The organism is Terriglobia bacterium (assembly GCA_020073495.1).
Taxonomy (GTDB): domain Bacteria; phylum Acidobacteriota; class Terriglobia; order Terriglobales; family Acidobacteriaceae; genus JAIQFD01.
On the sequence record JAIQFD010000004.1, the window covers coordinates 532,056 to 554,062 of the forward strand.

The 22,007-nt window shown below is 64.4% G+C and carries 19 protein-coding genes and 1 riboswitch; of the genes, 12 read left to right on the forward strand and 7 right to left on the reverse strand.

The annotated features are described in order from the left end of the window. The first annotated feature begins 130 nt into the window (after nucleotides 1-130). The 5 genes from rpoC to LAN37_12815 all read left to right on the forward strand — a co-directional run bounded on the left by rpoC (nucleotide 131) and on the right by LAN37_12815 (nucleotide 8,126). Nucleotides 131-4,318, forward strand: a complete 4,188-nt coding sequence (gene rpoC / locus LAN37_12795) for a DNA-directed RNA polymerase subunit beta' (GenBank protein MBZ5648086.1) — start codon at nucleotides 131-133, stop codon at nucleotides 4,316-4,318. Nucleotides 4,319-4,462: 144 nt separating this feature from the next. Next, nucleotides 4,463-5,335, forward strand: a complete 873-nt coding sequence (locus tag LAN37_12800; GenBank protein ID MBZ5648087.1) for a YihY/virulence factor BrkB family protein — start codon at nucleotides 4,463-4,465, stop codon at nucleotides 5,333-5,335. 10 nt (nucleotides 5,336-5,345) lie between these two features. Next, nucleotides 5,346-6,899, forward strand: a complete 1,554-nt coding sequence (gene pyk / locus LAN37_12805; protein MBZ5648088.1) for a pyruvate kinase — start codon at nucleotides 5,346-5,348, stop codon at nucleotides 6,897-6,899. A 12-nt stretch (nucleotides 6,900-6,911) separates the two neighbouring features. After that, nucleotides 6,912-7,220 carry an antibiotic biosynthesis monooxygenase gene (locus LAN37_12810; protein MBZ5648089.1) on the forward strand — a complete coding sequence of 103 codons (309 nt, stop codon included), beginning with the start codon at nucleotides 6,912-6,914 and terminating at the stop codon, nucleotides 7,218-7,220. A gap of 60 nt (nucleotides 7,221-7,280) precedes the next feature. Beyond that, complete coding sequence (locus LAN37_12815) at nucleotides 7,281-8,126, forward strand: response regulator (GenBank protein ID MBZ5648090.1); 846 nt, start codon at nucleotides 7,281-7,283, stop codon at nucleotides 8,124-8,126. Nucleotides 8,127-8,185: 59 nt separating this feature from the next. On the opposite strand, the gene LAN37_12820 is transcribed toward LAN37_12815, so the two are convergent. Further along, complete coding sequence (locus LAN37_12820; GenBank protein ID MBZ5648091.1) at nucleotides 8,186-9,049, reverse strand: rhomboid family intramembrane serine protease; 864 nt, start codon at nucleotides 9,047-9,049, stop codon at nucleotides 8,186-8,188. A 97-nt stretch (nucleotides 9,050-9,146) separates the two neighbouring features. Beyond that, nucleotides 9,147-10,520: a M20/M25/M40 family metallo-hydrolase gene (locus tag LAN37_12825; GenBank protein MBZ5648092.1), complete on the reverse strand. Its 1,374-nt coding sequence runs from the start codon at nucleotides 10,518-10,520 to the stop codon at nucleotides 9,147-9,149. Between the two features lie 120 nt (nucleotides 10,521-10,640). Here LAN37_12825 and LAN37_12830 point away from each other — a divergent pair, with 120 nt between their 5' ends. Genes LAN37_12830 through LAN37_12840 form a run of 3 tightly spaced genes read left to right on the forward strand, consistent with a single transcriptional unit; the run spans nucleotide 10,641 to nucleotide 11,607 of the window. Further along, nucleotides 10,641-10,829, forward strand: coding sequence for a hypothetical protein (locus LAN37_12830; GenBank protein ID MBZ5648093.1), 189 nt, complete (start codon nucleotides 10,641-10,643; stop codon nucleotides 10,827-10,829). Continuing rightward, nucleotides 10,826-11,203, forward strand: a complete 378-nt coding sequence (locus LAN37_12835) for a carboxypeptidase-like regulatory domain-containing protein (GenBank protein ID MBZ5648094.1) — start codon at nucleotides 10,826-10,828, stop codon at nucleotides 11,201-11,203. The genes LAN37_12830 and LAN37_12835 overlap by 4 nt, the downstream gene beginning before the upstream one ends. 38 nt (nucleotides 11,204-11,241) lie before the next feature. Further along, the gene (locus LAN37_12840; GenBank protein ID MBZ5648095.1) at nucleotides 11,242-11,607 is read left to right on the forward strand and encodes a carboxypeptidase-like regulatory domain-containing protein; all 366 of its coding nucleotides are present in this window, start codon (nucleotides 11,242-11,244) and stop codon (nucleotides 11,605-11,607) included. A 196-nt stretch (nucleotides 11,608-11,803) separates the two neighbouring features. On the opposite strand, the gene LAN37_12845 is transcribed toward LAN37_12840, so the two are convergent. Continuing rightward, nucleotides 11,804-13,648: a 30S ribosomal protein S1 gene (locus tag LAN37_12845; GenBank protein ID MBZ5648096.1), complete on the reverse strand. Its 1,845-nt coding sequence runs from the start codon at nucleotides 13,646-13,648 to the stop codon at nucleotides 11,804-11,806. A 313-nt stretch (nucleotides 13,649-13,961) separates the two neighbouring features. On the opposite strand from LAN37_12845, the gene LAN37_12850 reads away from it, so the two are divergent. From LAN37_12850 to LAN37_12865, 4 genes are all read left to right on the forward strand, one after another. Continuing rightward, the gene (locus tag LAN37_12850) at nucleotides 13,962-14,435 is read left to right on the forward strand and encodes an HIT domain-containing protein (protein MBZ5648097.1); all 474 of its coding nucleotides are present in this window, start codon (nucleotides 13,962-13,964) and stop codon (nucleotides 14,433-14,435) included. A gap of 166 nt (nucleotides 14,436-14,601) precedes the next feature. After that, nucleotides 14,602-17,322: a hypothetical protein gene (locus tag LAN37_12855; protein MBZ5648098.1), complete on the forward strand. Its 2,721-nt coding sequence runs from the start codon at nucleotides 14,602-14,604 to the stop codon at nucleotides 17,320-17,322. A gap of 88 nt (nucleotides 17,323-17,410) precedes the next feature. Next, nucleotides 17,411-18,127: a lysophospholipid acyltransferase family protein gene (locus tag LAN37_12860; GenBank protein ID MBZ5648099.1), complete on the forward strand. Its 717-nt coding sequence runs from the start codon at nucleotides 17,411-17,413 to the stop codon at nucleotides 18,125-18,127. Between the two features lie 75 nt (nucleotides 18,128-18,202). After that, a riboswitch (cobalamin riboswitch) is annotated at nucleotides 18,203-18,384 on the forward strand. Between the two features lie 27 nt (nucleotides 18,385-18,411). Beyond that, a complete protein-coding gene (locus tag LAN37_12865) occupies nucleotides 18,412-20,652 on the forward strand; it encodes a TonB-dependent receptor (protein ID MBZ5648100.1) in 2,241 nt (746 codons plus the stop codon). Nucleotides 20,653-20,689: 37 nt separating this feature from the next. Here the strand turns inward: LAN37_12865 and LAN37_12870 are convergent, their stop codons facing one another. From LAN37_12870 to eutM, 4 genes are all read right to left on the reverse strand, one after another. After that, nucleotides 20,690-20,968: a EutN/CcmL family microcompartment protein gene (locus tag LAN37_12870; GenBank protein MBZ5648101.1), complete on the reverse strand. Its 279-nt coding sequence runs from the start codon at nucleotides 20,966-20,968 to the stop codon at nucleotides 20,690-20,692. Then, nucleotides 20,965-21,282: a EutN/CcmL family microcompartment protein gene (locus LAN37_12875; protein ID MBZ5648102.1), complete on the reverse strand. Its 318-nt coding sequence runs from the start codon at nucleotides 21,280-21,282 to the stop codon at nucleotides 20,965-20,967. The genes LAN37_12870 and LAN37_12875 overlap by 4 nt, the downstream gene beginning before the upstream one ends. After that, on the reverse strand, nucleotides 21,283-21,585 hold the full coding sequence (locus tag LAN37_12880; GenBank protein ID MBZ5648103.1) for a EutN/CcmL family microcompartment protein: 303 nt from the start codon (nucleotides 21,583-21,585) through the stop codon (nucleotides 21,283-21,285). 77 nt (nucleotides 21,586-21,662) lie between these two features. Beyond that, the gene (eutM, locus tag LAN37_12885; GenBank protein MBZ5648104.1) at nucleotides 21,663-21,956 is read right to left on the reverse strand and encodes an ethanolamine utilization microcompartment protein EutM; all 294 of its coding nucleotides are present in this window, start codon (nucleotides 21,954-21,956) and stop codon (nucleotides 21,663-21,665) included. Between the last annotated feature and the right edge of the window lie 51 nt (nucleotides 21,957-22,007).

Genomic DNA, 22,007 nt, shown 5'->3' on the forward strand with positions numbered 1-22,007 from the left:
GAATTTTGAATTCGCAGCGCCCGTTGTTCTGGCTCCTCAACGACGGGCGGCAGGATCTGAGTGCTGAGTATTAAGCACTTCTTGATGGAGCCGCTGGCGGCGCGCGTAGGCGTCGCAAACGGAGGACACCTTGTACCGCACGAGCCCGTTCGATCTGGGGAATACCATCACGGACTTCGACTCGATCCGCATCAGCCTGGCGTCGCCGGAGAAGATCCGGAGCTGGTCCCACGGAGAAGTGACGAAGCCGGAAACGATCAACTACCGCACCTTCAAGCCGGAGCGGGACGGCCTGTTCTGCGCCCGCATCTTCGGTCCGGTCACGGACTGGGAGTGCCTGTGCGGAAAGTACAAGCGGATGAAGCACCGCGGGGTGATCTGCGACAAGTGCGGCGTCGAGGTCACGCTGTCGAAGGTGCGGCGCGAGCGGCTGGGACACATCGAGCTGGCCTCGCCGTGCTCGCACGTGTGGTTCTTCAAGGGCCTACCGAGCCGCATCGGGCACCTGCTCGACATCTCGCTGCGGGACCTGGAGTCGGTGCTGTACTTTGAGGCCTACGTAACGGTGGAGCCGGGCGATGCGCCGGTGAAAGACCGCGAGATCATCAAGGAAGAGGCGCGCTTCCGCGAGCTCGATCAGCAGTACCGGCCCACGGGCTTCAAGGCCATGATGGGCGCCGAGGCGATCAAAGAGCTGCTCAAGCGGGTCGAGGTCGAGACCCTCTCCGCCGAACTGCGGGAGAAGATGAAGCACGAGACCTCGGTGCAGAAGCGGTTGAAGTACGCCAAGCGCTTGAAGGTGGTCGAGGCCTTCCGCAAGAGCGGGAACAAGCCGCAGTGGATGATCCTGGACGTGATCCCGGTGATCCCGCCGGAGCTGCGTCCCCTGGTGCCTCTGGATGGCGGGCGGTTCGCCACCAGCGACCTGAACGACCTGTACCGGAGGGTGATCAACCGCAATAACCGGCTGAAGAAGCTGATGGACCTGCACGCGCCCGAAGTCATCGTGCGCAACGAGAAGCGCATGCTGCAAGAGGCGGTGGACGCGCTGTTCGATAACGGCCGGCGCGGCCGGGTGCTGCGCGGGGCCAACAACCGACCGCTCAAGTCGCTTTCCGACACGCTCAAGGGCAAGCAGGGCCGCTTCCGCCAGAACCTGCTGGGCAAGCGCGTGGATTACTCGGGCCGCTCGGTCATCGTGGTCGGCCCCGAGCTGAAGCTGCACCAGTGCGGCCTGCCCAAGAAGATGGCGCTGGAGCTGTTCAAGCCGTTCATCTACCACCGGCTGGAACAGACCGGCCAGTGCACCACCATCAAGCAGGCGAAGGAGATGGTGGAACAGCAGGTGCCGGTGGTCTGGGACATCCTGGAAGAGGTCATCAAGGACCACCCGGTGCTGCTGAACCGCGCTCCCACGCTGCACCGGCTGGGCATCCAGGCCTTCGAGCCGGTGCTGGTGGAAGGCAAGGCGATCAAGATCCACCCGCTGGTGTGCACGGCATTCAACGCCGACTTCGACGGCGACCAGATGGCGGTCCACATTCCGCTGTCGCCGGAGGCGCAGATCGAGGCCAGCGTGCTCATGCTGAGCTCGCACAACATCCTGTCGCCGGCGTCCGGGCAGCCCATCACGGTGCCCACGCAGGACATGGTGCTCGGCCTCTACTACCTGACCAAGTCCAAGCAGGGCGCCAAGGGTGAAGGCCGCGCCTTTGCCAACATCGACGAGGTGCTGCTGGCGCTGGAAGCGAAGGAGGTCGAGACGCTGACGCCGGTCCGTCTTCGTTACACGGGCGAGGTCATCGACCTCACGACCGCGTACGACGACCAGGACGTGCTGCACACCGAGCCGGTCAAATTCGAGCGCAACTTCATCAACACCACGGTCGGGCGCGTGATCCTGAACGATCACCTGCCGGAAGGCTTCCCGTACATCAACGGCCTGCTGAAGAAGAAGGGTATCGGAGCGCTGGTGAACTACTGCTACCTGCGCTTCGGGCTGGAGACCACGGTGAAGATGCTGGATGGCATCAAGGACCTGGGCTTCCAGTTCGCGACGCGGGCGGGCCTGTCGATCGGCATCGACGACATGCTCATCCCCAAGGACAAAGTGGACCTGGTGAAGAACGCCGAGAAGCAGGTGATCGCCGTGCAGCAGCAGTACCTGGACGGCGCCATCACCAACGGCGAGCGCTACAACAAAGTGATCGAGATCTGGTCGAACGTCACCGAGCTGGTGGCGGACGAGATGTTCAGCGTGATGCAAGACCAGGACAAGACGGGGCAGATCAACCCCATCTACGTCATGGCGGACTCGGGCGCCCGCGGATCGAAACAGCAGATTCGCCAGCTCTCGGGTATGCGCGGCCTGATGGCCAAGCCGTCGGGCGAGATCATCGAACACCCCATCACGGCAAACTTCCGCGAGGGGCTGACGGTGCTGGAGTACTTCATCTCGACCCACGGCGCGCGCAAGGGCCTGGCTGACACGGCGCTGAAGACGGCGGACTCGGGCTACTTGACCCGCCGCCTGGTGGACGTGGCCCAGGACGTGATCGTGAGCGAGGGCGACTGCGGCACGCTGGACGGCATCTACGTCGGCAGTATCGTCGAGTCCGGCGAGATCATCGAGCCGCTGCGCGACCGCATCGTAGGCCGCGTGTCGCTGGAGAAGATCAAGGACTACGAAGGCAACGTCATCGTGGACGTGAACCAGGAGGTCACCGAAGACCTGGCGGGAGCGATCCAGGATGCCGGCATCGAGCGGGTGAAGATCCGTTCGGTACTGACCTGCGAATCGAAACGCGGGGTGTGCGTGGCCTGCTACGGACGCAACCTGGCGTCCGGGCGCCTGGTCGAACTGGGCGAGGCTACCGGCGTCATTGCGGCGCAGTCCATCGGCGAACCGGGCACGCAGCTCACCATGCGCACCTTCCACATCGGTGGAACGGCGTCGCGGGTGAGCGAGCAGTCGCGCCTGGAGGCCAAGAACAATGGCACGGTGCGCTTCGTCAACATGCAGACGGTGCGCGCCAAGGAAGGCCACCTGGTGGTGATGAACCGCAACGGTTCCATCACCGTGCTGGACGACAAGTTGCGCGAGAAGGAGCGCTACTCGGTGGTGTACGGCGCCAAGGTCAAGGTCGAAGAAGGAGCGCAGGTCGCCATGGGCCAGGTGCTGGTTGAATGGGACCCGTACACGTTCTCGATCCTGACCGAGATCGGGGGCACGGCGACCTTCAAGGACCTGCAGGAAGGCATCACGCTGCACGAAGAAGTGGACGAGGTCACGGGCCTGTCGCGGCACGTGGTCGCGGAATCACCGGATGAGAAGCGCCAGCCGGCCATCGTGGTGAAGGGCAAGACCAACAAGCGGTACCTGATGCCGTCACGCGCCCACCTCATGGTGCAGGACGGCGACACGGTGTATCCGGGCGACGTGCTGGCCAAGATCCCGCGCGAAACCACCAAGACCAAGGACATCACGGGCGGCCTGCCGCGCGTGGTGGAGCTGTTCGAGGCGCGCAAGCCGCGCGAAACCGCGGTCATCAGCGAGATCGACGGCGCGGTCAAGTTCGGCGAGATCACCAAAGGCTACCGCAAGATCCACGTGGTGGCTGACAACGGCACGGAGAAGGAGTACCAGGTGCCGCGTGGCGTGCACGTGAACGTGCAGGAAGGCGAGCGCGTGCGCGCGGGCGAGCCGCTGATGGACGGGCCGCTCAACCCGCACGACATCCTGGCGGTGCTGGGCGAGAAGGAACTCCAGTCCTACCTGGTGAACGAGATCCAGGAGGTCTACCGGCTGCAGGGCGTGAACATCTCGGACAAGCATATCGAGGTGATCGTGCGCCAGATGATGCGCTGGGTGAAGGTGGAGGACGTGGGCGACACCCAGTTCCTGCTGGAGCAACAGGTGGACAAATTCCGCTTCCGCGAGGAGAACGAACGGGTGATCGCACAGGGCAGCAAGCCGGCCACGGGCCGTCCGCTGCTGCTGGGCATCACCAAGGCGTCGCTTTCGACGGATTCGTTCATCTCCGCGGCCTCGTTCCAGGAGACGACGCGCGTGCTGACCGAGGCGTCGATCCAGGGCGCGGTGGACCACCTGCGCGGCCTGAAGGAAAACGTGATCGTCGGACGCCTGATCCCGGCGGGCACGGGCATGGAGTACTACCGCAACGTGCGCCTGTCGCCCGAGCTCGAGGAGCAGGCGGCCAAGGTGCAGGAGCAGGTCTCGCGCGAATACGAGGAAGCCGAGCGCGCGCTGGAGCTGCTGCGGCACGAAGGCGAAACGGAAGAAATGGCGGCCGAATAGTCGTCGGCCGGCAGTTCCTTCGCTTCGCTCAGGACAAGCTAGAAACAGTCGTCAGCGCGGGGGCGAAAGCCCCCGCGTCGCGTTGTGAGGCTCGAAGACGGTAACTGACAAAGGGGCAAGGGTTCCGATACCCTAGTTCGGCCTATGGTGCGAATCCTACGGCCACTGCGAATGGCGCTATGGAAGTCGCTGCAGCACGACGTGTTTGCCATCGCCAAGGCAGCGGCGTACTCGTCGATCCTGACGCTGTTCCCGGCGCTGCTGGTGGTGGCCTCCATTGCGGCGGCGACGGAAGGGACGGGCGAGTACGTCCTCCAGGTGTCGTACGCCATCGGCCAGATCCTGCCCTCCGGCGGGGGCACGGCGATGCGCTACTTCGAGACTGCGCAGCACCGCCCGCTGGGCACGCTGATCCCCACCTCGCTGATCACACTGTGGACGGCCTCCGGCATCTTCATCTCGTGGATGGAGGGATTCCGCAAGGCTTTCGGGTTGCCCAAGACGTGGGGGCTGGTGAAAGAGAGGTTGGTCGCATTCTTCCTCGTCTTCTTGACATTCGTTCCCATGCTGTTCGCGACCGTGCTGGTGGTCTTCGGGAACCAGATCGAGACCTGGATGGTGTTCCACGGCGGCCATGAGTTTGGCTTCTACATCCTGGCGCTGTGGACGTTCGGACGATGGCTGATCGCGGTAGCGACCAGCGTGGCGGTGCTGCAGCTCATTTATCACTGGGCGATCCCGCGGACCGACCCGTGGCATAACGCGTTGCCGGGCGCAGGACTGGCGACGGCGCTGTGGTTCCCGGCGACCTACCTGTTCGGCTGGTACCTGCGGCACTTCTCGACTTACAGCATCATCTACGGGTCGCTGGCGACCAGCATCGCGCTGCTGGTGTGGATGTACATCATCGCGGTGATCGTCCTGCTGGGGGCGGAGTTCAACGCGCAAGTGTTCCCCAAGACAGTGCTGTCCAACGGGGATCCTCCGGTACAAGAGCAGGAACTTCAGGTACGCTAGTCAGACACTGATGAGACTGAATGGAACCCAGGAACAGGCCAGAGGTGCGGGGGCGGGGAACACGCAGCCGCGCTCCTGGCGCAAGGCAAAGATCGTTTGCACCATCGGGCCGTCGAGCAGCTCGGAGGCGATGCTGCGCGAGCTGATGCGGTTGGGCATGGACGTGGCGCGCCTGAACTTCTCGCACGGGACGCACGAGGAGCACGCGCGGGTGATCGAGCGAGTACGGAAGGCGGCGGAAAAAGAAGGCCGGCCGATCTGCATCCTGCAAGACCTGCAAGGGCCGAAGATCCGCACCGGACGGCTGAAGCAACGCACGCCAGTGGCGCTGAAGGCGGGGTCGCACGTCACCATCACGCCGCGCGACATCGCGGGCACGGCGACGCTGCTCGCGACCACGTATCCGAACCTGGCACGGGATGTGGAGCCGGGGTCGCGGATCCTGCTGGCGGACGGACTCATCGAACTGCGGGTGAGAGCGGTGCGCGGCGCCGACGTCGCCTGCGAGGTGGTGAACGGCGGGATGCTGGGCGAGCACAAGGGCATCAACCTGCCGGGCACCGCGATGAGCGTACCCTCGCTCTCGGAAAAGGACATGGTGGACCTGGCCTTCGGGCTGAAGCACGATGTGGACGCGGTGGCGGTGTCCTTCATCCGCACGGCGGACGACGTGCTGGCGGCCAAGAAGTACATCGCCGCGAAGGGCGGAAGCGTCCCGGTGATCGCGAAGCTGGAAAAGCCCCAGGCCATCGAGCACCTGGAAGAGATCTTTGACGCCGCCGATGGGGTGATGGTGGCGCGCGGCGACCTGGGTGTGGAGGTGCCGGCGGAGAAGGTGCCGGTGATGCAAAAGCACATCATCCGCCGGGCGTCGGAGTGGCGGAAGCCGGTGATCACGGCGACGCAGATGCTGGAGTCCATGGTGGAGAATCCGCGGCCGACACGCGCCGAAGCCAGCGATGTGGCGAACGCGATCTTCGACGGGTCGGATGCGGTGATGCTGTCGGCGGAGTCCGCCAGCGGGAAATATCCCCGCGAGGCCGTGGCCATGATGGCGAGGATCATCGCCGAGTCGGAAAGCCACATCCTGGAGCAGATCCCGCACCGCAGGCTGAGCAACGTGCGGCGGCTCTCCATCCAGGAGACGATCTGCGAATCGGTGGCGCATGCGGCGCAGGACCTGGAGATGCGGGCCATCGCCGTGTTCACGGAGACAGGCACGACAGCGCGGCTAATCTCGAAATTCCGGCCCAAAGCGCACATCTTCGCTTTCACCGCGAACCAGGCAGTGTGCAACCGGATGACCATGTTGTGGGGCGTGCAACCGACGTTGTGCGAGCACGCACCTTCGGCCGAAGACATGTTGCGGGTGGCCGAAAACGAGCTGTTGGGGATCGGCGCGGTGCATCCCGGGGACGTGATGGGGATCGTAGCCGGCACGCAGCGATCGTCCGGCTCGACGAATTTCATGCGGCTGCACGTGGTGGGCGCAGCGGACACCGGGCCGCCGGACCGGCGCCGCGTTCCGCGGCTGCGACCGCTGCCCGAGCGGAAAAAGCACTAACGGAGAGAACAAATGGATATCCTGGCCATGGCCATTTTTGTGGCCCATGAAGGGAAGGAAGACGAGCTCCTCGCGACCGTGCGAGAGTTCTATTCCATGCTACGGCGAAAGAATTACAGCCGCGACCTGCTGTACCGAGACCGAAAGAATCCGCGTCGCTTTATCCACCTGCGGTACTGGAAGTCGGAGCAGACACGGAGCGAAGCGCACGAGGATCCCGATGTCCATCGCTGCTGGCAGCGGATGGGGCTGCTCTGCGATATGGAATCGGTGACCGAGCGGATGGACGAACTCCAGTGGGACGCCACGCCTGCGCCCTAGCGAAATGATAGCAAGGGCCCGCTTGCGGCAGACTGCGTTTCAGAGCAAAATGCGCGCTACATGAGCACGGAAACCGTACCCAAAGCGAAGAAGGTGCTGATCGCCGAGGACGACGTCACGCTGGCGACGGCGCTGGCCAAGCTGGTAGACCAGGCCGGGTTCCAGGCGGCCACGGCGTTCAACGGCCGGGAAGCGCTGGATGAACTGGAACGCCGGCACTACGACCTGCTGATTCTCGACATCCGCATGCCCATCATGGACGGCTTCGAGGTGATGGAGAGGCTGCAGAAGACGTCGCACAAGCCGAAGGTCATCGTGATCACCGCGGACACGGCGCAGGAGACGGTGCTGCAAGCGATGCGGGAGCAGGTGTACCAGTTCGTGCCCAAGCCGTTCTCGCTGCGGGCGCTGGTACAGATGGTGGGGAACGCGCTGAACGAGAACGTCCCTCCGATCGAGGTGATCTCAGCCAAGCCGCACTGGGTGGAACTCCTGGTGCCCTGCCACCGCCCGACGGCGGAGCGCATCACGACGTTCATGAGCCAGGTAAGGGGCGACCTGCCGGAGGAAGTGCGCGACTCGGTCGGCCAGGCGTTCCGCGAGATGCTGCTCAACGCCGTGGAGTGGGGTGGGCGGTTCGACCCCACACGCAAGGTGCGGATCGCCTACCTGCGCGCGAACAAAATGCTGATGTACCGCATCGCAGATCCGGGTGCAGGGTTCACGTTCAAGCACCTGGAGCACGCCGCTGTGGCCCATCCCGGCGACCCCACGGCGCATATGAAGGTGCGCGAAGAGAAAGGGCTGCGTCCGGGTGGGTTCGGCATCCTGCTGGCCAGCAGCATCGTGGATGAGCTGATCTACAACGAGAGGCACAACGAAGTGGTTCTGATCAAATACCTGTAGAGTTCCTTCGCAGCTAAAGCCGCTCAGGATGATTGCGGGCTCCCGCTCGCCAAGCGCAATCAATTGACCCATGGCCCGCGGTGCTCGCCGTCGCCCTTGTCGGAGTCCTTGTCGTTCCCCGGACCGATGTAATTGCCGTACTCGTCGAAGTAAACGGTGCGGTCGTGCTTGCGCATGTAGACCTCGAACTTGCGGGTGGCGCGGCGGCGCTTCCAGCGGTAATACCAGTTGCGCAGGCCGAAATACTTCTCCGACGCGGAGCCCACAGGAGCGCGCCGGGGGAACAGCTTTACGAATCCGTAGCCGAAGAAGATGCCGCCCAGGTGCGCGACATAGGCGATGTCGCCGCCGCCGCTCAGCGACCCAAGCAGCGCGATCAGGATCCAGATAGCGGCCATGTACTTGGCCTTGATGTGGAAGGGAAGCGGGAACATCCAGAATTCCATCTCGCCCATGAGGACGGCGACGCCGATCAGCAGGGCATAGATGGCGCCGGATGCGCCGACGGTCGCAGTGTCGGGCCGGAGGCGCAGAAACCCTATATAAGCGAGCGCGATGGTGGTGAGCGCTGCGCCAATCACGCCCACGAAGTAGAGCTGGAGGAACCAGCGCGTTCCACGGTCCGACTCGAGCAGCGCGCCGATGAACCACAGCGTCAGCATGTTGAAGAAGATGTGCCCAAGACCGCTGTGAAGAAACGAGTAGGTCAGAAGCTGGTAAACATGACCGTGGACGACGGCCGCCGGAACTAGCTCGCCATAATCCAAATAGGCGGCTACCCCCGGCATCACAGCCCGAAGAAACTTGGCAAGAACGAAAATGGCGGTGTTGATGAGGATGAGCCATTTGACCGCCTTGGTGAACGGGGGAAAGCTCAGCGGCATGCTGCCGCCACTGCGAAAACGGGTTGGACGTATGGGCATTCTCTTCCTAAAGGGCGAATCCCAGCGGCTAAAGCCGCATTCTCGTTACGATCGTTACAGCACGGCTAAAGCCGTGCCCTGACACAGCGTCCCTGGTTCACCGCTCCGGCTCTGGGACCACGGGCAAGCTGCGGTGACCCTGCTTATCGGCCGACCGGACGGCGAAAAAGACGTTGTCCTTGGAGCGGGGCAGCGCGGCATGGGTCACGTTGCCGACCGGTTCCACGTTCTCCCACTCCGGTGCGGTGGTCGGCCGCCACAGGACCTCGTAGCCAGTCGCGGCCGGCGACGCCTCCCACTCGATGGTGGAATCGTTTTCCAGATTCCTGGTCAGAAGCCGGACCTTGCCCGGCGCTGCGGGCGCCGAAGCCAGGGAAGCCAGCACAGCCGCGTTCAGCCGGGCCACATTGGCCACATAGTCGAAGTCCACGAACTTCGGCAGGTCTCCATATTCGATGCCGTTTTCGGTGCGAAGGTTCTGATGTTGATGATTGTGATCTTCGCGGTATTCCGTAAAGCGGACGGCGGCATAGCCGGCCTCGTTAAATGAGATGTGATCCCCGCCTCGGAGGTAGCGGTCGCGCCGCAAGACCATTTTGGGGCCAAAACGGCCAGGGAGATACTTCCTGGCGGTCTCGCGGACGTAGCGAGCCAGCTGGCGCGAGGGGGAATCGTTCTCGCCGCCCAAGGCACGGATGAGGCGGAGATCCTTCTCGTTCGCGGCGGTGGGAACGCCCTCGGAAAACACGCGCACGATGTTCGGGTCCTGGCCCTTGTTCCTGTCGCCGCCCACGATGTCGTTGTTGAGGACGGCGTCGATCTTCCAGCCTTTGGACATGGCCGTTTGGGCGAAGTGACGGCTACCGTACAGGCCCTGCTCCTCTCCGGCGACGGTGAGAAAGATGATGGTCGCAGGGAATTTGCGCTTGCTGAGCACGCGGGCACATTCGATCGATACGGCTGTACCACTGCCGTCGTCGTTGGCGCCGGGGGCGGGGGCGTGGATGTCGAGGGTGTCGCTGTTGCGCGAGTCGTAGTGACCGGAGACGACGTAGATGCGGTCCGGATCGGAGGTACCCCGCAGCACCGCATAGACGTTCGAGATCTCGGTGGGCTTGGGGATGCGGTCGGCAGGGTCGTTCACAAAAGTGTCCAACTGGACATCCAGGCACCCGCCGCATTCCTTCGAATAACGCTCGAATTCGGCGCGGATCCAGTCGCGCGCGGCAACCACGCCCTTTCCCTTCTGAGCGAGGGCGGGGTCGTTCGAGGAGAGCGTGTTGCGGTTGCCGAAGCTGACGAGTTTCTCGATGTTGGCGCGGATGTGGGCAGCGGAAACGTCTTTCAAGGCCGCGGTGATCTGCGCGTCCAAGTCGGCCTTCGGTGTGGGACGCCCCGCACGCTGAGCAACCGAAGCGGCGCAGCATCCCATCACAAGCGCAGCCACGACGACAATCGATCGAATCCTCATGCGATCCCTTATCCGGGGTATTGACGCTGGCAGGAAGAGATTCTAAATATAGTTTGACGATTTTGCCGGAAATCCACCGGCTTTGCCGAGCGAACCTATCAGGAGGATACGGAGGCGGTCATGGTCCTTTGTCCCGAATGCGAGAGTAACCTGGACATCGAAGCAGACGAGGTCGATGAAGGCGAAATCGTCGCCTGCCCGGAGTGTGGCACCGAGTTCGAGGTCATCACAACGGATCCGCTGGAACTGACCCGCGTCCAGGAGGAAGAGGAAGAAGAAGAGGAAGTCGAAGAGGAGGAGGAAGAGTGACGCGGCGCGGTTCCGCCTGGACTGCGATCGCCCTGCTCGGCGCTCTGCTGGCTGCCGGGGCAGCCTTGGCACAGAGACCGGCGGCCAAAGAAACGCCCTACGCGCTGATCTTCGGGACGGCCTACGGACCAGACGACCGGCCCGTGTATGGCGCCCGCGTGCACGTGCGCCGCATCGACGGCAAGAAGGTGAGAGGGGGCGAGGACCTGGTTTCGGATCACCAGGGTGAATTCGCCTTGCGGGTTCCCGCCGAGAAGGCCGAATACACTGTCCGGGCCGAGCTGAAGTACGGCAAACGCAAGCTGGCCGCGGAGACCAAGGTCCACGTCAATTTCGACGAGCGTGTGGACATTGGGCTGCATCTAAACGAATAGAAACCCAACCGTTGCGGTCTAGGCCGCGGAGGTCATGCGTGAGGAAGACTGTTTATCTCGTGTTGGCTGGGCTGCTGGCTGCGTCAGCAATGGCAGCACAGACCGGCGTCTCCGGCCATGGCCGCGAGCCGCAGGTGAAGACGGTGAAGGGGCAGGTGCTGGACGGCGCCGGCCAACCGTTGCCCAACGCCATCGTGTATCTGAAGAATATGAAGACCCTGGCGGTGAAGACCTTCATTGCGCAGAGCGACGGAAGCTACCAGTTCTACGGGCTCTCGCCGAACGTGGACTACGACCTGTATGCCGAGCACAAAGGGCAGCGCAGCGACAACAAAACCATCAGCCAGTTCGACAGCCGGTCGAACCTCACCGTCCACCTCAAGGTTCCCGTCAATCGCAAGTAGCACTAGCCGCGAAGCAGGATGCCGTGTACCGGTGCTGTGGATGATCGCAGCCGCGAGGCGGTGAGGTAGGGGTCCTTCGACTCGGTGCCTTCGGCACCTCGCTCAGGATGACACCTTCAAAAGTAATGTGTGGAACAAGAAGGCCGCCCTTTCGAGCGGCCTTTGTTTTTCCTGCGGACTGAAGGCGGACGGCTACTTACTGGTCGTTGCCGGCGCGCTTCCAGTTCATGATCTCGCCCAGGGTCGCGCTGCCCGGTGACGAAGACGAAGACGATGACGAAGCCGGGTGCTTGTAGGACTCAACTTCCTGTCGGCTGGCTTCCTCGCCCACGGCGCGGATGGAGAGGCCGACCTTCTTCTCATCGGGATTCATCTTGATGATCTTGAAGTCGAACTCCTGTCCGGGTTCGAGGTGGATGGCAGTGCCGCTGGCGTCCACCGCCTCGGAGTTGTGGCACAGGCCCTCGACGCCGTCGGCGATCTCGACGAAGGCGCCGAACGTGGCCACGCGCAGGACCTTGCCCTTGAGCACGTCCCCGATGCGGTGTTGCGCGAAGAAGGTCTCCCAGACGTCGGGCTGGAGCTGCTTGATGCCCAGCGAGAGGCGGCGCTGCTCGGGCTCGATGCCCAGCACGATCGCCTTCACTTTGTCGCCTTTCTTGATGACCTCGGAGGGGTGCTTCACGCGCTTGGTCCAGCTCAGGTTGCTGACGTGGACCAGGCCGTCAATGCCGTCCTCGATCTCGATGAAGGCGCCAAAGTCGGTGAGGTTGCGCACGCGGCCCTCGACCGTGGAACCTATGGGATACTTCTCGTGCAGCGTCTCCCATGGGTTGGTCTCGAGCTGCTTCATGCCCAGAGAGATGCGGCGGTCGGCGGGGTTCACGTTCAGGACCACGCACTCGACCTCGCGGCCGACGCTGACGATCTTCGAGGGGTGTTTCATGCGCTTGGACCAGGTCATTTCGCTGACGTGGACCAGGCCCTCGATGCCCTGCTCGAGCTCGACGAAGGCGCCGTAGTCGGTCACGCTGATGACCCGGCCCTTGACGTGGGCGCTCACCGGATAGCGCTGCGCGGCGTCGGTCCACGGGTCGGGGGTGAGCTGCTTGAATCCCAGCGAGACGCGCTGCTTCTCCTTGTCGTATTTCAGGACCTTGACGTGGATCTCGTCCCCGACCTGCACCAGGTCGCGCGGGTGCGTCAGGCGGCCCCAGGACATGTCGGTGATGTGCAGCAGGCCGTCGATGCCGCCCAGATCCACGAAGGCGCCGTAGTCGGTCAGGTTCTTGACGATGCCGGTCAGGACCGCGTCCTCGTGCAGGTGCTCGAGGGTCTTGGAGCGCTTCTCGGCGGTCTCCTCTTCGAGGATGGCCTTGCGCGAGACCACGATGTTGCCGCGCTTCTTGTTCAGCTTGATGACGCGGACTTCGATCTCGGTGCCCTTCATGCCGTCGAGGTTGCGGACCGACTTCAGGTCCACCTGCGAGCCGGGAAGGAAGGCGCGCGCTCCGATGTCGACCGAGAGGCCTCCCTTGACGCGCTCGACCACGCGTCCCTTGATGGGGGTCTTGCCGTTATAAGCCTTCTCAATATCGTCCCAGACCTTAAGGCGCTTGGCGCGTTCGTGCGAGAGGACGATGTAGCCCTCCTCGCGCTCGCCGTGCTGGATCATGACGTCGATCTCGTCGCCCGGCTTTACGGTGACGTTGCCCTCGTGGTCCTTGACCTCGTCGATGCGGACGATGCCTTCGGTCTTGGAGCCGATGTCCACCATAAGGTGGTTCGGCGTGATGGAGATAACAGTGCCTTTATGAATGCGGTTGTCGTGCTCGAGAGCTTCGGTCTCGGCTTCAAAGGTTTCCAGTGCGGTTGCGAAGTCTTCCATGGTCTCTTTTTCTTTCCGAGTAGGACCCTCGGTGGGCCGCTCGGAGGTTTGGATTTTGGGCGTGCTCGGAGATTGCTGCTGGGTCTGCGTTTCGGACGGCTCGGTGGTAGCGGTCGGGGGGTTATTGTTGATGTCTTCGTTCACGGTTGCCATTGCTGTTCAGTCCACCCGCACCTGATCCGTGCGGGAACTTGACTCCCTGGGCGGACTGATGGCGGCGCAGATCTTCTGGAGTGAAAGTCCGTTACAGCGGGCTTGATACACCAGAGGCCGGATCTTGACGCGAGTCCGCGCCAAAGACTCTTCGACTATAACAACCGCCTCCGAAGAGTGTCAAACGCGAAGAAGGGTTTTTTCTGAACGGGGCGGCTCGTCCCGGCAACCCGCGCTGGATCTGGAGCACCGGGGTGGCGCCCTCCAGCCCAAGCCGATGGAATTCAGGGGGAAATCTGGTAGGCTGCGCGGCATGGACTACCTCTGGACGCCGTGGCGGTACGCCTACGTCACCACGATCGATAAGACGCCGGGCTGCATCTTCTGCGTGCAGCAGAAGAAGAACGACCGCGAGGCCTGGATCGTGCATCGCGCGCCCCACAATTTCATCATTGTCAACGCGTTCCCCTATACCTCCGGGCACGTGATGATCGTTCCCTACGAGCACGTGGACGAGCTGCAGAAACTGCCGCCGGAAACCGCAGCGGAGATGATGGAACTCTGCCGGCGGATGGAGGGTGTTCTGCGGGAAGTTTATCGCCCGGAGGGCATCAACCTGGGGATGAACATCGGGAAGGCGGCGGGAGCGGGGGTGGCGGGCCACGTCCACATGCACATGCTGCCCCGCTGGACCGCCGACTCCAACTTCATGGGTACGGTGGGCGAGGCCCGCGTCCTGCCGGAAGCCCTGGCGACGACGTACGAGAGGTTGAAGGCGAAGTTCTGAGGGCGGAAAGCCCTGCCCCGAAGGCCGAAGCACGAGTCGGCACTCGCGACGCGCAATTCTCCCAGGTGGTCACTGTCCGCTGGTAACGCGCCTCGTACATCGTCCTTCGTTACTTTCCGCACAAGTCATTCGGAGATAGCCTGTTGTGCACGAACGAGGTGCCACCGTGCACTCCCCGCAAGGATTTGTCGACAACCGGATAGCCGCGGCGCGCGCTTTTGCGCGCAGCCTGAACATTCTGCTGAAGTGTGTCCGCCTCTATGGCGCGGACCACAAGCTCACCGCTGGCCAGTTCACCACCGCGTGGAACGAGCTGCGGGCCGCCCTGCCCACGGACCCGGAAGCCGGGTTTCTTCTGGGCGTGTCCGGCCACAAGCTGCTGGTCGATGGCGTACCGCTGGAATGCGGGCCGGCGGAGCGCGGATTCGCGCAATTGCTCTCCGCCGCGGGCGTGGCCAGCCTGTACTTCAGCGGCAAGATGAAGGAAGGCGAGTTCCTGGCCGTAGTGGACGCCTTTGCCAAGGGCGGCAGCAAGCCGTCGGCCGTCGCGGAACAGCTCAAGAGGACGCTTTCGGACCCCAGGGGCGGCATCCGCGTGAACGAGATCCGCTACGTCGCCCAGGACGCGAACAATGAGACGCTGGCAACGGCGCTCACCGCACGGGTGCTCGGGGCGGACGCCGACAAAGTGAAAGATTGGCTGAACGATCCTCAGAAGCTGCTGCAGCTCATCGCGGCGGCGCAGGGTTCGAAGCAAGGGACAGGCGGCGATGGGACCGGGACAGCCGGCCCAGGCGCAGGCCCTGGAATGGGACCCGGAGCAGGAGGAGCGGGTTATGGTGGGGGATCTGGCTCCGGCACCGGCGCGCCGCTGCAGGAATCGGACTACGAGAAGGTGGTGCGCCTGCTGGCGCAGATCGGGGACAGGAAGTCCGCGAGAGGAGCGGTTCCCTCCGCTGCTGTGCGGGAGGGGATGAAGTCCGTCTCCGGCTCGGCGCAGGCAGCGCTGCAACAGGTGCTGGCGGATCTTTCCGCCTCGCGGGATGCCGCGGACACGGATTCCACGCTGCTCGTCAAGGCGGCTGAGCACCTGGCGATCCGGTTCGCGCTGGACCAGTACGCGCGCGGCGATGTGAAGGTGAACGCGGTGCGCGAGATGCTGGACCGCATGGGCAAGGAGATCGAGTCGCTGCGCAAGGTCATCGGCTCGCACGAAGAGAAGCTGGGCAAGGCCGGGATCATGGTCGAATCGCACGCCGACATCCTCGACCGGGCGTTTTGGGCCCAGGTGCCGGAGCATGGCAAACGCACCGTGCTGCTGTCGGAAGACGCATGGTGCATCCCGCCCCGCAATCTCCGGTCGTACCTGGAAGACCTGCTCGTCCAGCGGAACGACGTAGCGCTGATCACTTCGATCCTGCGCAATTACTCGCGCGGGATAAAGAACGCGGACGCGGAAGCGCGCCGCAAGACCGCCATGGGCGTGAGCGACCTGGCGGACATGTACGGGCGGATCGGGCAGGACTTGCTGGCAGAGGCCGTGCGGTTGTGCGGAGAGCAGTTGCAGGTGGAGTCCACGCTGGATCTGCAGACGCTACTGGGTGCGGCGCTGGTGCGTCTGGCGCAGGAAGCGGGCACGCGGCCGGACTTCCCGGCACTGCGGCAGGCCATGGCGTGTGTGGAGAAGATCGAGTCCGGGCGTCCCTCGATAGCGCGCGACATCCGCCGGCGCATCGCCGTGGAGAGCCGGCTGCGCAAGTTCATCGTGGACGCGGCGCATGCTCCCAGCGTGTCCCCCGAGCTCTTGGAATTGCTGCAACAGAACCGCCGGGCCGCCGCCGAGGAGATGGCGGTGCTCTACTCCCGGAGCTCGCGGCGCAACGAAAGCGAGCGGCTGGTGGAAATGGCCCGGCATCTGGGACCGGAAGCGATCGGCCGCCTGCGCGAGCTGCTGCGGGCACGCCCCGCGCACGAAGCCATCGCCACCCTGGGACTGCTGGCGCATCTGGACGCGACCGCGCTCCTGGAGTGGCTGCCCCGGCGCCTGCCGGAGTGGTCCCGCTCGCAGCACGACGCGGTGGTGCGGCAGATCGCGGCCAGCGGCGTCGCCGACCGCGCGCGCGTGCTGGTGACGCTCCTTGACCAGCTCGACCCGGCCGTCGTTCCCGAGGTCATTGACGAGATCGGCATGAGTGGCGATCTGTCCGCCGGCGCTCCTTTGCAGAAGATAGCGCAGGGCGACCTGCCGTCGAGCGCCTCGCCGTATTTGCAGGTGAAGGCCATCGAAGCACTGGCCCGCCTGCGCGACATGGACTCGCTGCCGCTGTTGCGCATCCTGCTGCAGTCGCGCAGCCTGTTCGGATGGAAGCAGCCGCGGGAGATCCGCGCGGTCGCGGCCCAGGCTCTGGCCAAGCTCGATCCGGAATTCCTGAAGGGCTACCTGCCGCAGAGCGGCCTGTCTCCCGCCGAACTCGATGTCGCGCCGCTCGACCCGCAGCCGGAGACGGCCTGGGTACGGCAGCGGCGCTACCCGCGCATCGTGCCGGGGATCAACCTGAACGCCACCGCCCTGACGCAGCGCGGGCGCTACCCCCTGCAGATCAAGACCCTGAGCCTGGGTGGAGGCATGGGAACGCGCGACGGGCGCAGCTCGCTGGGGATGGAGGCGGTGCTTGACCTGCAATTGGGCCTGCGCCACCTCAGGTCCCAGGTGTGGATGCGCGAAGTGGATGCGCTGAACGTCGGCTTCGAGATCGTCAATATCGACCTCGACGACCGCGCCAAGCTGCGCAAACTGCTCGCGGAGCAGATGCAGCGAGTGCCGAGCGGCGTGCTGATGCGGGCCCAGGCACCGGCCGCAGCGAATTCTGCAATTCGCGTCTCATAAGAGCAACCGCGGATCTCCATGGACGACACGGATGAAATGAATCCGTGTAGATCCGTGAGAATCCGCGGTTTGCTCTTACAATCTGGACGTGGATACTCCCGCGCCCGTTGCGGCGCCTCCCGACGAGGAAGACGCACCCCGGTTCACGCTGCGCCAGCGCCTGTCGCTGTGGCTGGTGACGTGGGCGGGGTACCTGGCCATCCAGCTGATCGGGCCGACGCTGCGTGTCACGGTTTCGATCGAGGACGGCGGCCCGCCCGAGTTCTTCATCCGGCCCGCGGTCTATGCCTTCTGGCATCGCTGCGTGTTCATGGCCACCTGGTGGTACCGCAAGCGCGAGGTCGCGGTCATGACCAGCCGCAGCTTCGACGGCGAGTACATCGCGCGCATCATCTCGAAGTTCGGATACCGCCCGGTGCGCGGGTCGAGCTCGCGCGGGGCCGTGGCGGCGCTGATCGGCATGCGCAAGGAGCTCGACGAGGGACGCACCGCGGCCTTCACCATCGATGGACCGCGCGGACCGAAGTACGTCGCCAAGCCCGGGCCGGTGCTGCTGGCCCAAAAATCAGGCTTGCCCATCGCCACCGTCCACTTCGCGCCGGAGCGCGCCTGGGTCCTGCAAAGCTGGGACGAATTCATAATCCCCAAGCCGTTCTCGCGCGTGCTGCTGCGCGTGGGCAATCTGATCCGCGTTCCGCCCGATGCCGATGAAGCAGCCCAGCAGCGCTATCACGCCGAGATGCAGGCGACGCTCGACCGCATCCGCATCTATGCCGAAGAGCACGTCTCAGCCCTGCGCAGCTGATCAACCATCAACCATCGACAATGAACGATTGACAGGCGACACATGAGGCCGTAGATTCGCTCTTCGGATTCGCTCTTTATCAACCTGGGTTCGCGCGTCCGCGGCGCACGTCGCGGACTGGGAAGCGGGTGAAAATCCCGCGCTGCCGCGCAACTGTAAGGCGAGAGTAGATGGCGCCGGTCACTGCCCCACGGGTGGGAAGGCCGCACGCAACAGATCGCCAAGCCAGGAGACCGGCGTGAACCTCACACAACACCCCTTTCGCGTGCAAAGGAGGAGTGCCCGTGCAGTTCCGTCGTATCCTTCTCGTCCTGCTCTTGGCTGCGAATTGCGCAGCCGCCGATCTCAACGTCCAGGTTACGGATCCGCGCTCCGCGGCGGTCGCCGGCGCGCGCGTCGAGCTCTATCCCGCCAGCAGCGCGGCGGCGGCGGCCATCCGGAACACTTCGGCCGAGGGCACGGTGCGTTTCTCGGACCTGCCGGCCGGCGAGTATCGCGTCGAGGTGCGCGCGCCGGGATTCGCGCCGGCCTCGGCGACCGCCCGCGTCCCTGCCGAAGGTTCGCTCAAGATGCAGCTCTCGGTGGCGGGGCCCTCGCAGACCGTCGTGGTCAGCGCGACCCGCATGCCAGTACCCGTCGAGGAGAGCGGCGCGCGCGTCGAACTGCTGGACCAGCGCGAGCTCCAGAACATGCAGCCGATCGCGGCCAGCGACGCGTTGCGCTACGTCTCGGGCGCTGTCGTCAACCAGGCGGGCCAGCGCGGCGGGCAGGCATCGCTGTTCGTGCGTGGCGGCGAGTCGCGCTACAACAAGGTCATCATCGACGGCGTGCCGGTGAACGAACCCGGCGGCACGTTCGATTTCGGCGTGGTCCCACTCGCGCAAATCGAACGCATGGAGTTCGTCCGCGGCGCGGAAAGCGTGCTCTACGGCTCGGACGCGATGACGAGCGTCGTCCAACTCTGGTCGGCGGCCGGCCGCACCGCGGTCCCGGAAGCTCGCTTCGGCGCCGATGGCGGGACGTTCGGCACGGCGCGCGGCTACGCCTCCCTCGCCGGTGCGCGCGGCCGTCTCGATTACAACCTCTTCGCCCAGCAGGACGCGACCGACGGGCAGGGCCTCAACGATCAGTACTCGAATGCGCTCCAGGGCGGCAACATCGGCGTGATGCTTTCGCCCAAGGCGTTCCTACGCATCCGCGCGCGCCACGCTAACTCACGCAGCGGCGTGCAGGGTCAGTGGGTATTCGAGGGCCAGCCGCTGCTCCTGCCGGACATCGACCAGTACGCGCGGCAAAACAACTATCTGGGCAGCGCGGAGCTGACCGTGACCGGGCCGAATCATTGGCAGCACCGACTCACCGGCTACGAGTACAACCACAAGGGCACCAACGCCGACAGCGTGCCCAATGGCCCGTCCGACCGCGGCTGCAACGTAGTGGTGTTCAATTTCTTCGACTGCTTCTTCTCGTCGCCTTTCAAGGTCAATCGCGCCGGCTTCAATTACCAGGCCGACTATTCACCAAGGAGTTGGGCGCGTACTACGTTCGGATACGAGTTCGACGACGAGAACGGCGTCTTCGACTCCAGCTTCGCCACGCTGCCGATCGACCCCATTACTCACAAGCCTTCGATCGGTATCTCAGATAGCCACGGGCTGCGGCGGAACCACGCCCTGTTTGCCCAGGAGGCGATCACGCGCGGACGCATCACCGCCCGCGCCGGCTTCCGCTACGTCCACAACGAAAATTTCGGCAACAAGGTCGTGCCGCAGGCCGCGCTATCCCTCGTGGCGCGCCGCGGCGGCCAGTCCGTTGGCGCGACCCGTTTCACCGTCTCCTATGCCGAGGGCATCAAAGAGCCGCGCTTCGAGGAGACGTTCGGCATCACCGGCACATTCCCGTCGAATCCGAGCCCCGATCTGTTGCCAGAGCAAAACCGCGCGCTCGAGGCAGGCGTGACCCAGAGCTTTGCAGGCGGCAAGCACACGCTTTCGGCTACATACTTCAACAACCTTTTCCGCGACCAGATCCAGTTCGACTTCGTGAGCAACCAGTACTTCAACGTGGCCAAGAGCATAGCGCACGGCGCCGAGCTGGAGTGGCACAGCCGCTTGACCTCCAACCTGGCGCTGAATGCGAGCTACGTCTACACGTCCACACAGATTTTGTCGAACCCCGGAGGCGTGCCGCCATTCGCGACGGGCGATCCCCTCCTGCGGCGTCCCCGGCACCTGGGCTCGCTGCTGCTCAACCATTCCGGGAAGCGCTGGGGCGGCGACGTCGGCGGCAGCTTCGTCGGCCGGCGGCCTGACTCGGATTTTCTCTTCGGCGTCGTGCCCGCGCAGGATCACACGCCCGGCTACGCGCGCGTGGACCTGGGCGCCTGGTATGCCGTCAATTCGCACCTTACGGCATACGCAAACGTGGAGAACGTGCTTGACAAGCGCTACGAGGAAGTCGCGGGATATCCGGCGCTCAAAGCCAACTTCCGCGCAGGGATGCGGTTTCGCTTTGGAGGAGAATAAGAAAGTCTCACCGCCCGCAACACCGCGTTCTCTGCGGTCAAATCTCTTCGTGGACTTCGATCGTGTCGATGACGCCGACGATCGACATATCAATGGGCGAGTTGGGGCGATTGACCGCGGCCATGGCGGCGTAGCCCTCCTGCACCACCAGGACGCGGTCGCCGACGCCGGCGTCCACGCCGTCGAGCGCCAGGATGACCTCGCCGCGGTCGCTGCCGTCCGGATGGATGGGCTGCACCATGAGGATCTTCCGCCGCTCGTGAGAGGGGTGCTTGCGGGTGGCGACGACTTCGCCCTGGACGCGCCCGAGGATCATCTCCGGCCTCGCTTGCTGCTTTTGGGGGTTTCCTGCGCGGCCGGCTTCTGATGGGCAGTGATCGAATCCACGATGCCGACCACCGAGGCATCGGTGGGAACCTCGGCGCCGTCGAAGGCGAGCGACGCTTCCTTGCCCCGGCACCAGTACACAGTCTCGCGGTAACCAGCGCCGACGGCATCCACGGCCACCAGCGGCCGGCCGCGGTCCTGCCCATCGCGCCCGATGGGCTGGATGAGCAGCAGCGTGCGGCCCTCCAGCGCGGCGTGCTTCGCGGTCGCGACTACGTTGCCGATCACACGCGCCAGCATCATCTACTTCTTCCCCTTGGCGGCGACTGCGTGCTCTTCCTCCGCGTCGGTGCGGACCGTGTCCACGATGCCGATGATGGCACTGTCCAGCGGCGTTTCCTTCCCGGCAGCCATGCGCGCCGACGAACCGGTGACCAGCAGGACGGTCTCATGGAAGCCCGCGCCGACGGTATCGACCGCCACCACGTGGCTGCCTTCGAATTCTCCGTACGGGGTTACCGGGCGGCAAAGAAGGAGCTTGCGGCCTTCCAGCCGCTCGTCCTTGCGCGTAGCCACCACCGTGCCCACAACTCGGGCCAGGATCATAAACACCTCTCGATCTGGCCATCGAGCCATCCGGCCAAATTCAGCCGATGACCCGATCGCCCGATGACCCGATCCGCTTACGCGTTCGCCTTCGCGGCCTTGCCGATAGGCAGCACGTCTTCCAGGCTGGCGTGCGGGCGCGGGATGACGTGAACGGCAATCAGCTCGCCCACGCGGCGCGCGGCAGCGGCGCCGGCGTCGGTGGCGGCCTTCACCGCGGCCACGTCGCCGCGCACGATGGCGGTCACGTAGCCGGAGCCGATCTTCTCCCAGCCCACCAGCGTCACCTTCGCCGCTTTGACCATCGCGTCGGAGGCCTCGATCATGGCCACCAGGCCGCGCGTCTCGATCATTCCAAGAGCTTCACCCATGTTTCCTCCAAGAAACCAGTCGTGGCTCGCGGGTCGTGGGTCGTGGGCCCA

What these genes read in the sequence shown, in the direction of transcription:
- LAN37_12800 (MBZ5648087.1), top strand. Translation starts at nt 4,463, where the DNA reads ATGGTGCGAATCCTACGGCCACTGCGAATGGCGCTATGGAAGTCGCTG.
- pyk (MBZ5648088.1), top strand. Translation starts at nt 5,346, where the DNA reads ATGAGACTGAATGGAACCCAGGAACAGGCCAGAGGTGCGGGGGCGGGG.
- LAN37_12810 (MBZ5648089.1), top strand. Translation starts at nt 6,912, where the DNA reads ATGGATATCCTGGCCATGGCCATTTTTGTGGCCCATGAAGGGAAGGAA.
- LAN37_12815 (MBZ5648090.1), top strand. Translation starts at nt 7,281, where the DNA reads ATGAGCACGGAAACCGTACCCAAAGCGAAGAAGGTGCTGATCGCCGAG.
- LAN37_12820 (MBZ5648091.1), bottom strand. Translation starts at nt 9,049, where the DNA reads ATGCCCATACGTCCAACCCGTTTTCGCAGTGGCGGCAGCATGCCGCTG.
- LAN37_12825 (MBZ5648092.1), bottom strand. Translation starts at nt 10,520, where the DNA reads ATGAGGATTCGATCGATTGTCGTCGTGGCTGCGCTTGTGATGGGATGC.
- LAN37_12830 (MBZ5648093.1), top strand. Translation starts at nt 10,641, where the DNA reads ATGGTCCTTTGTCCCGAATGCGAGAGTAACCTGGACATCGAAGCAGAC.
- LAN37_12845 (MBZ5648096.1), bottom strand. Translation starts at nt 13,648, where the DNA reads ATGGCAACCGTGAACGAAGACATCAACAATAACCCCCCGACCGCTACC.
- LAN37_12850 (MBZ5648097.1), top strand. Translation starts at nt 13,962, where the DNA reads ATGGACTACCTCTGGACGCCGTGGCGGTACGCCTACGTCACCACGATC.
- LAN37_12870 (MBZ5648101.1), bottom strand. Translation starts at nt 20,968, where the DNA reads ATGATCCTCGGGCGCGTCCAGGGCGAAGTCGTCGCCACCCGCAAGCAC.
- LAN37_12875 (MBZ5648102.1), bottom strand. Translation starts at nt 21,282, where the DNA reads ATGATGCTGGCGCGTGTGATCGGCAACGTAGTCGCGACCGCGAAGCAC.
- LAN37_12880 (MBZ5648103.1), bottom strand. Translation starts at nt 21,585, where the DNA reads ATGATCCTGGCCCGAGTTGTGGGCACGGTGGTGGCTACGCGCAAGGAC.
- eutM (MBZ5648104.1), bottom strand. Translation starts at nt 21,956, where the DNA reads ATGGGTGAAGCTCTTGGAATGATCGAGACGCGCGGCCTGGTGGCCATG.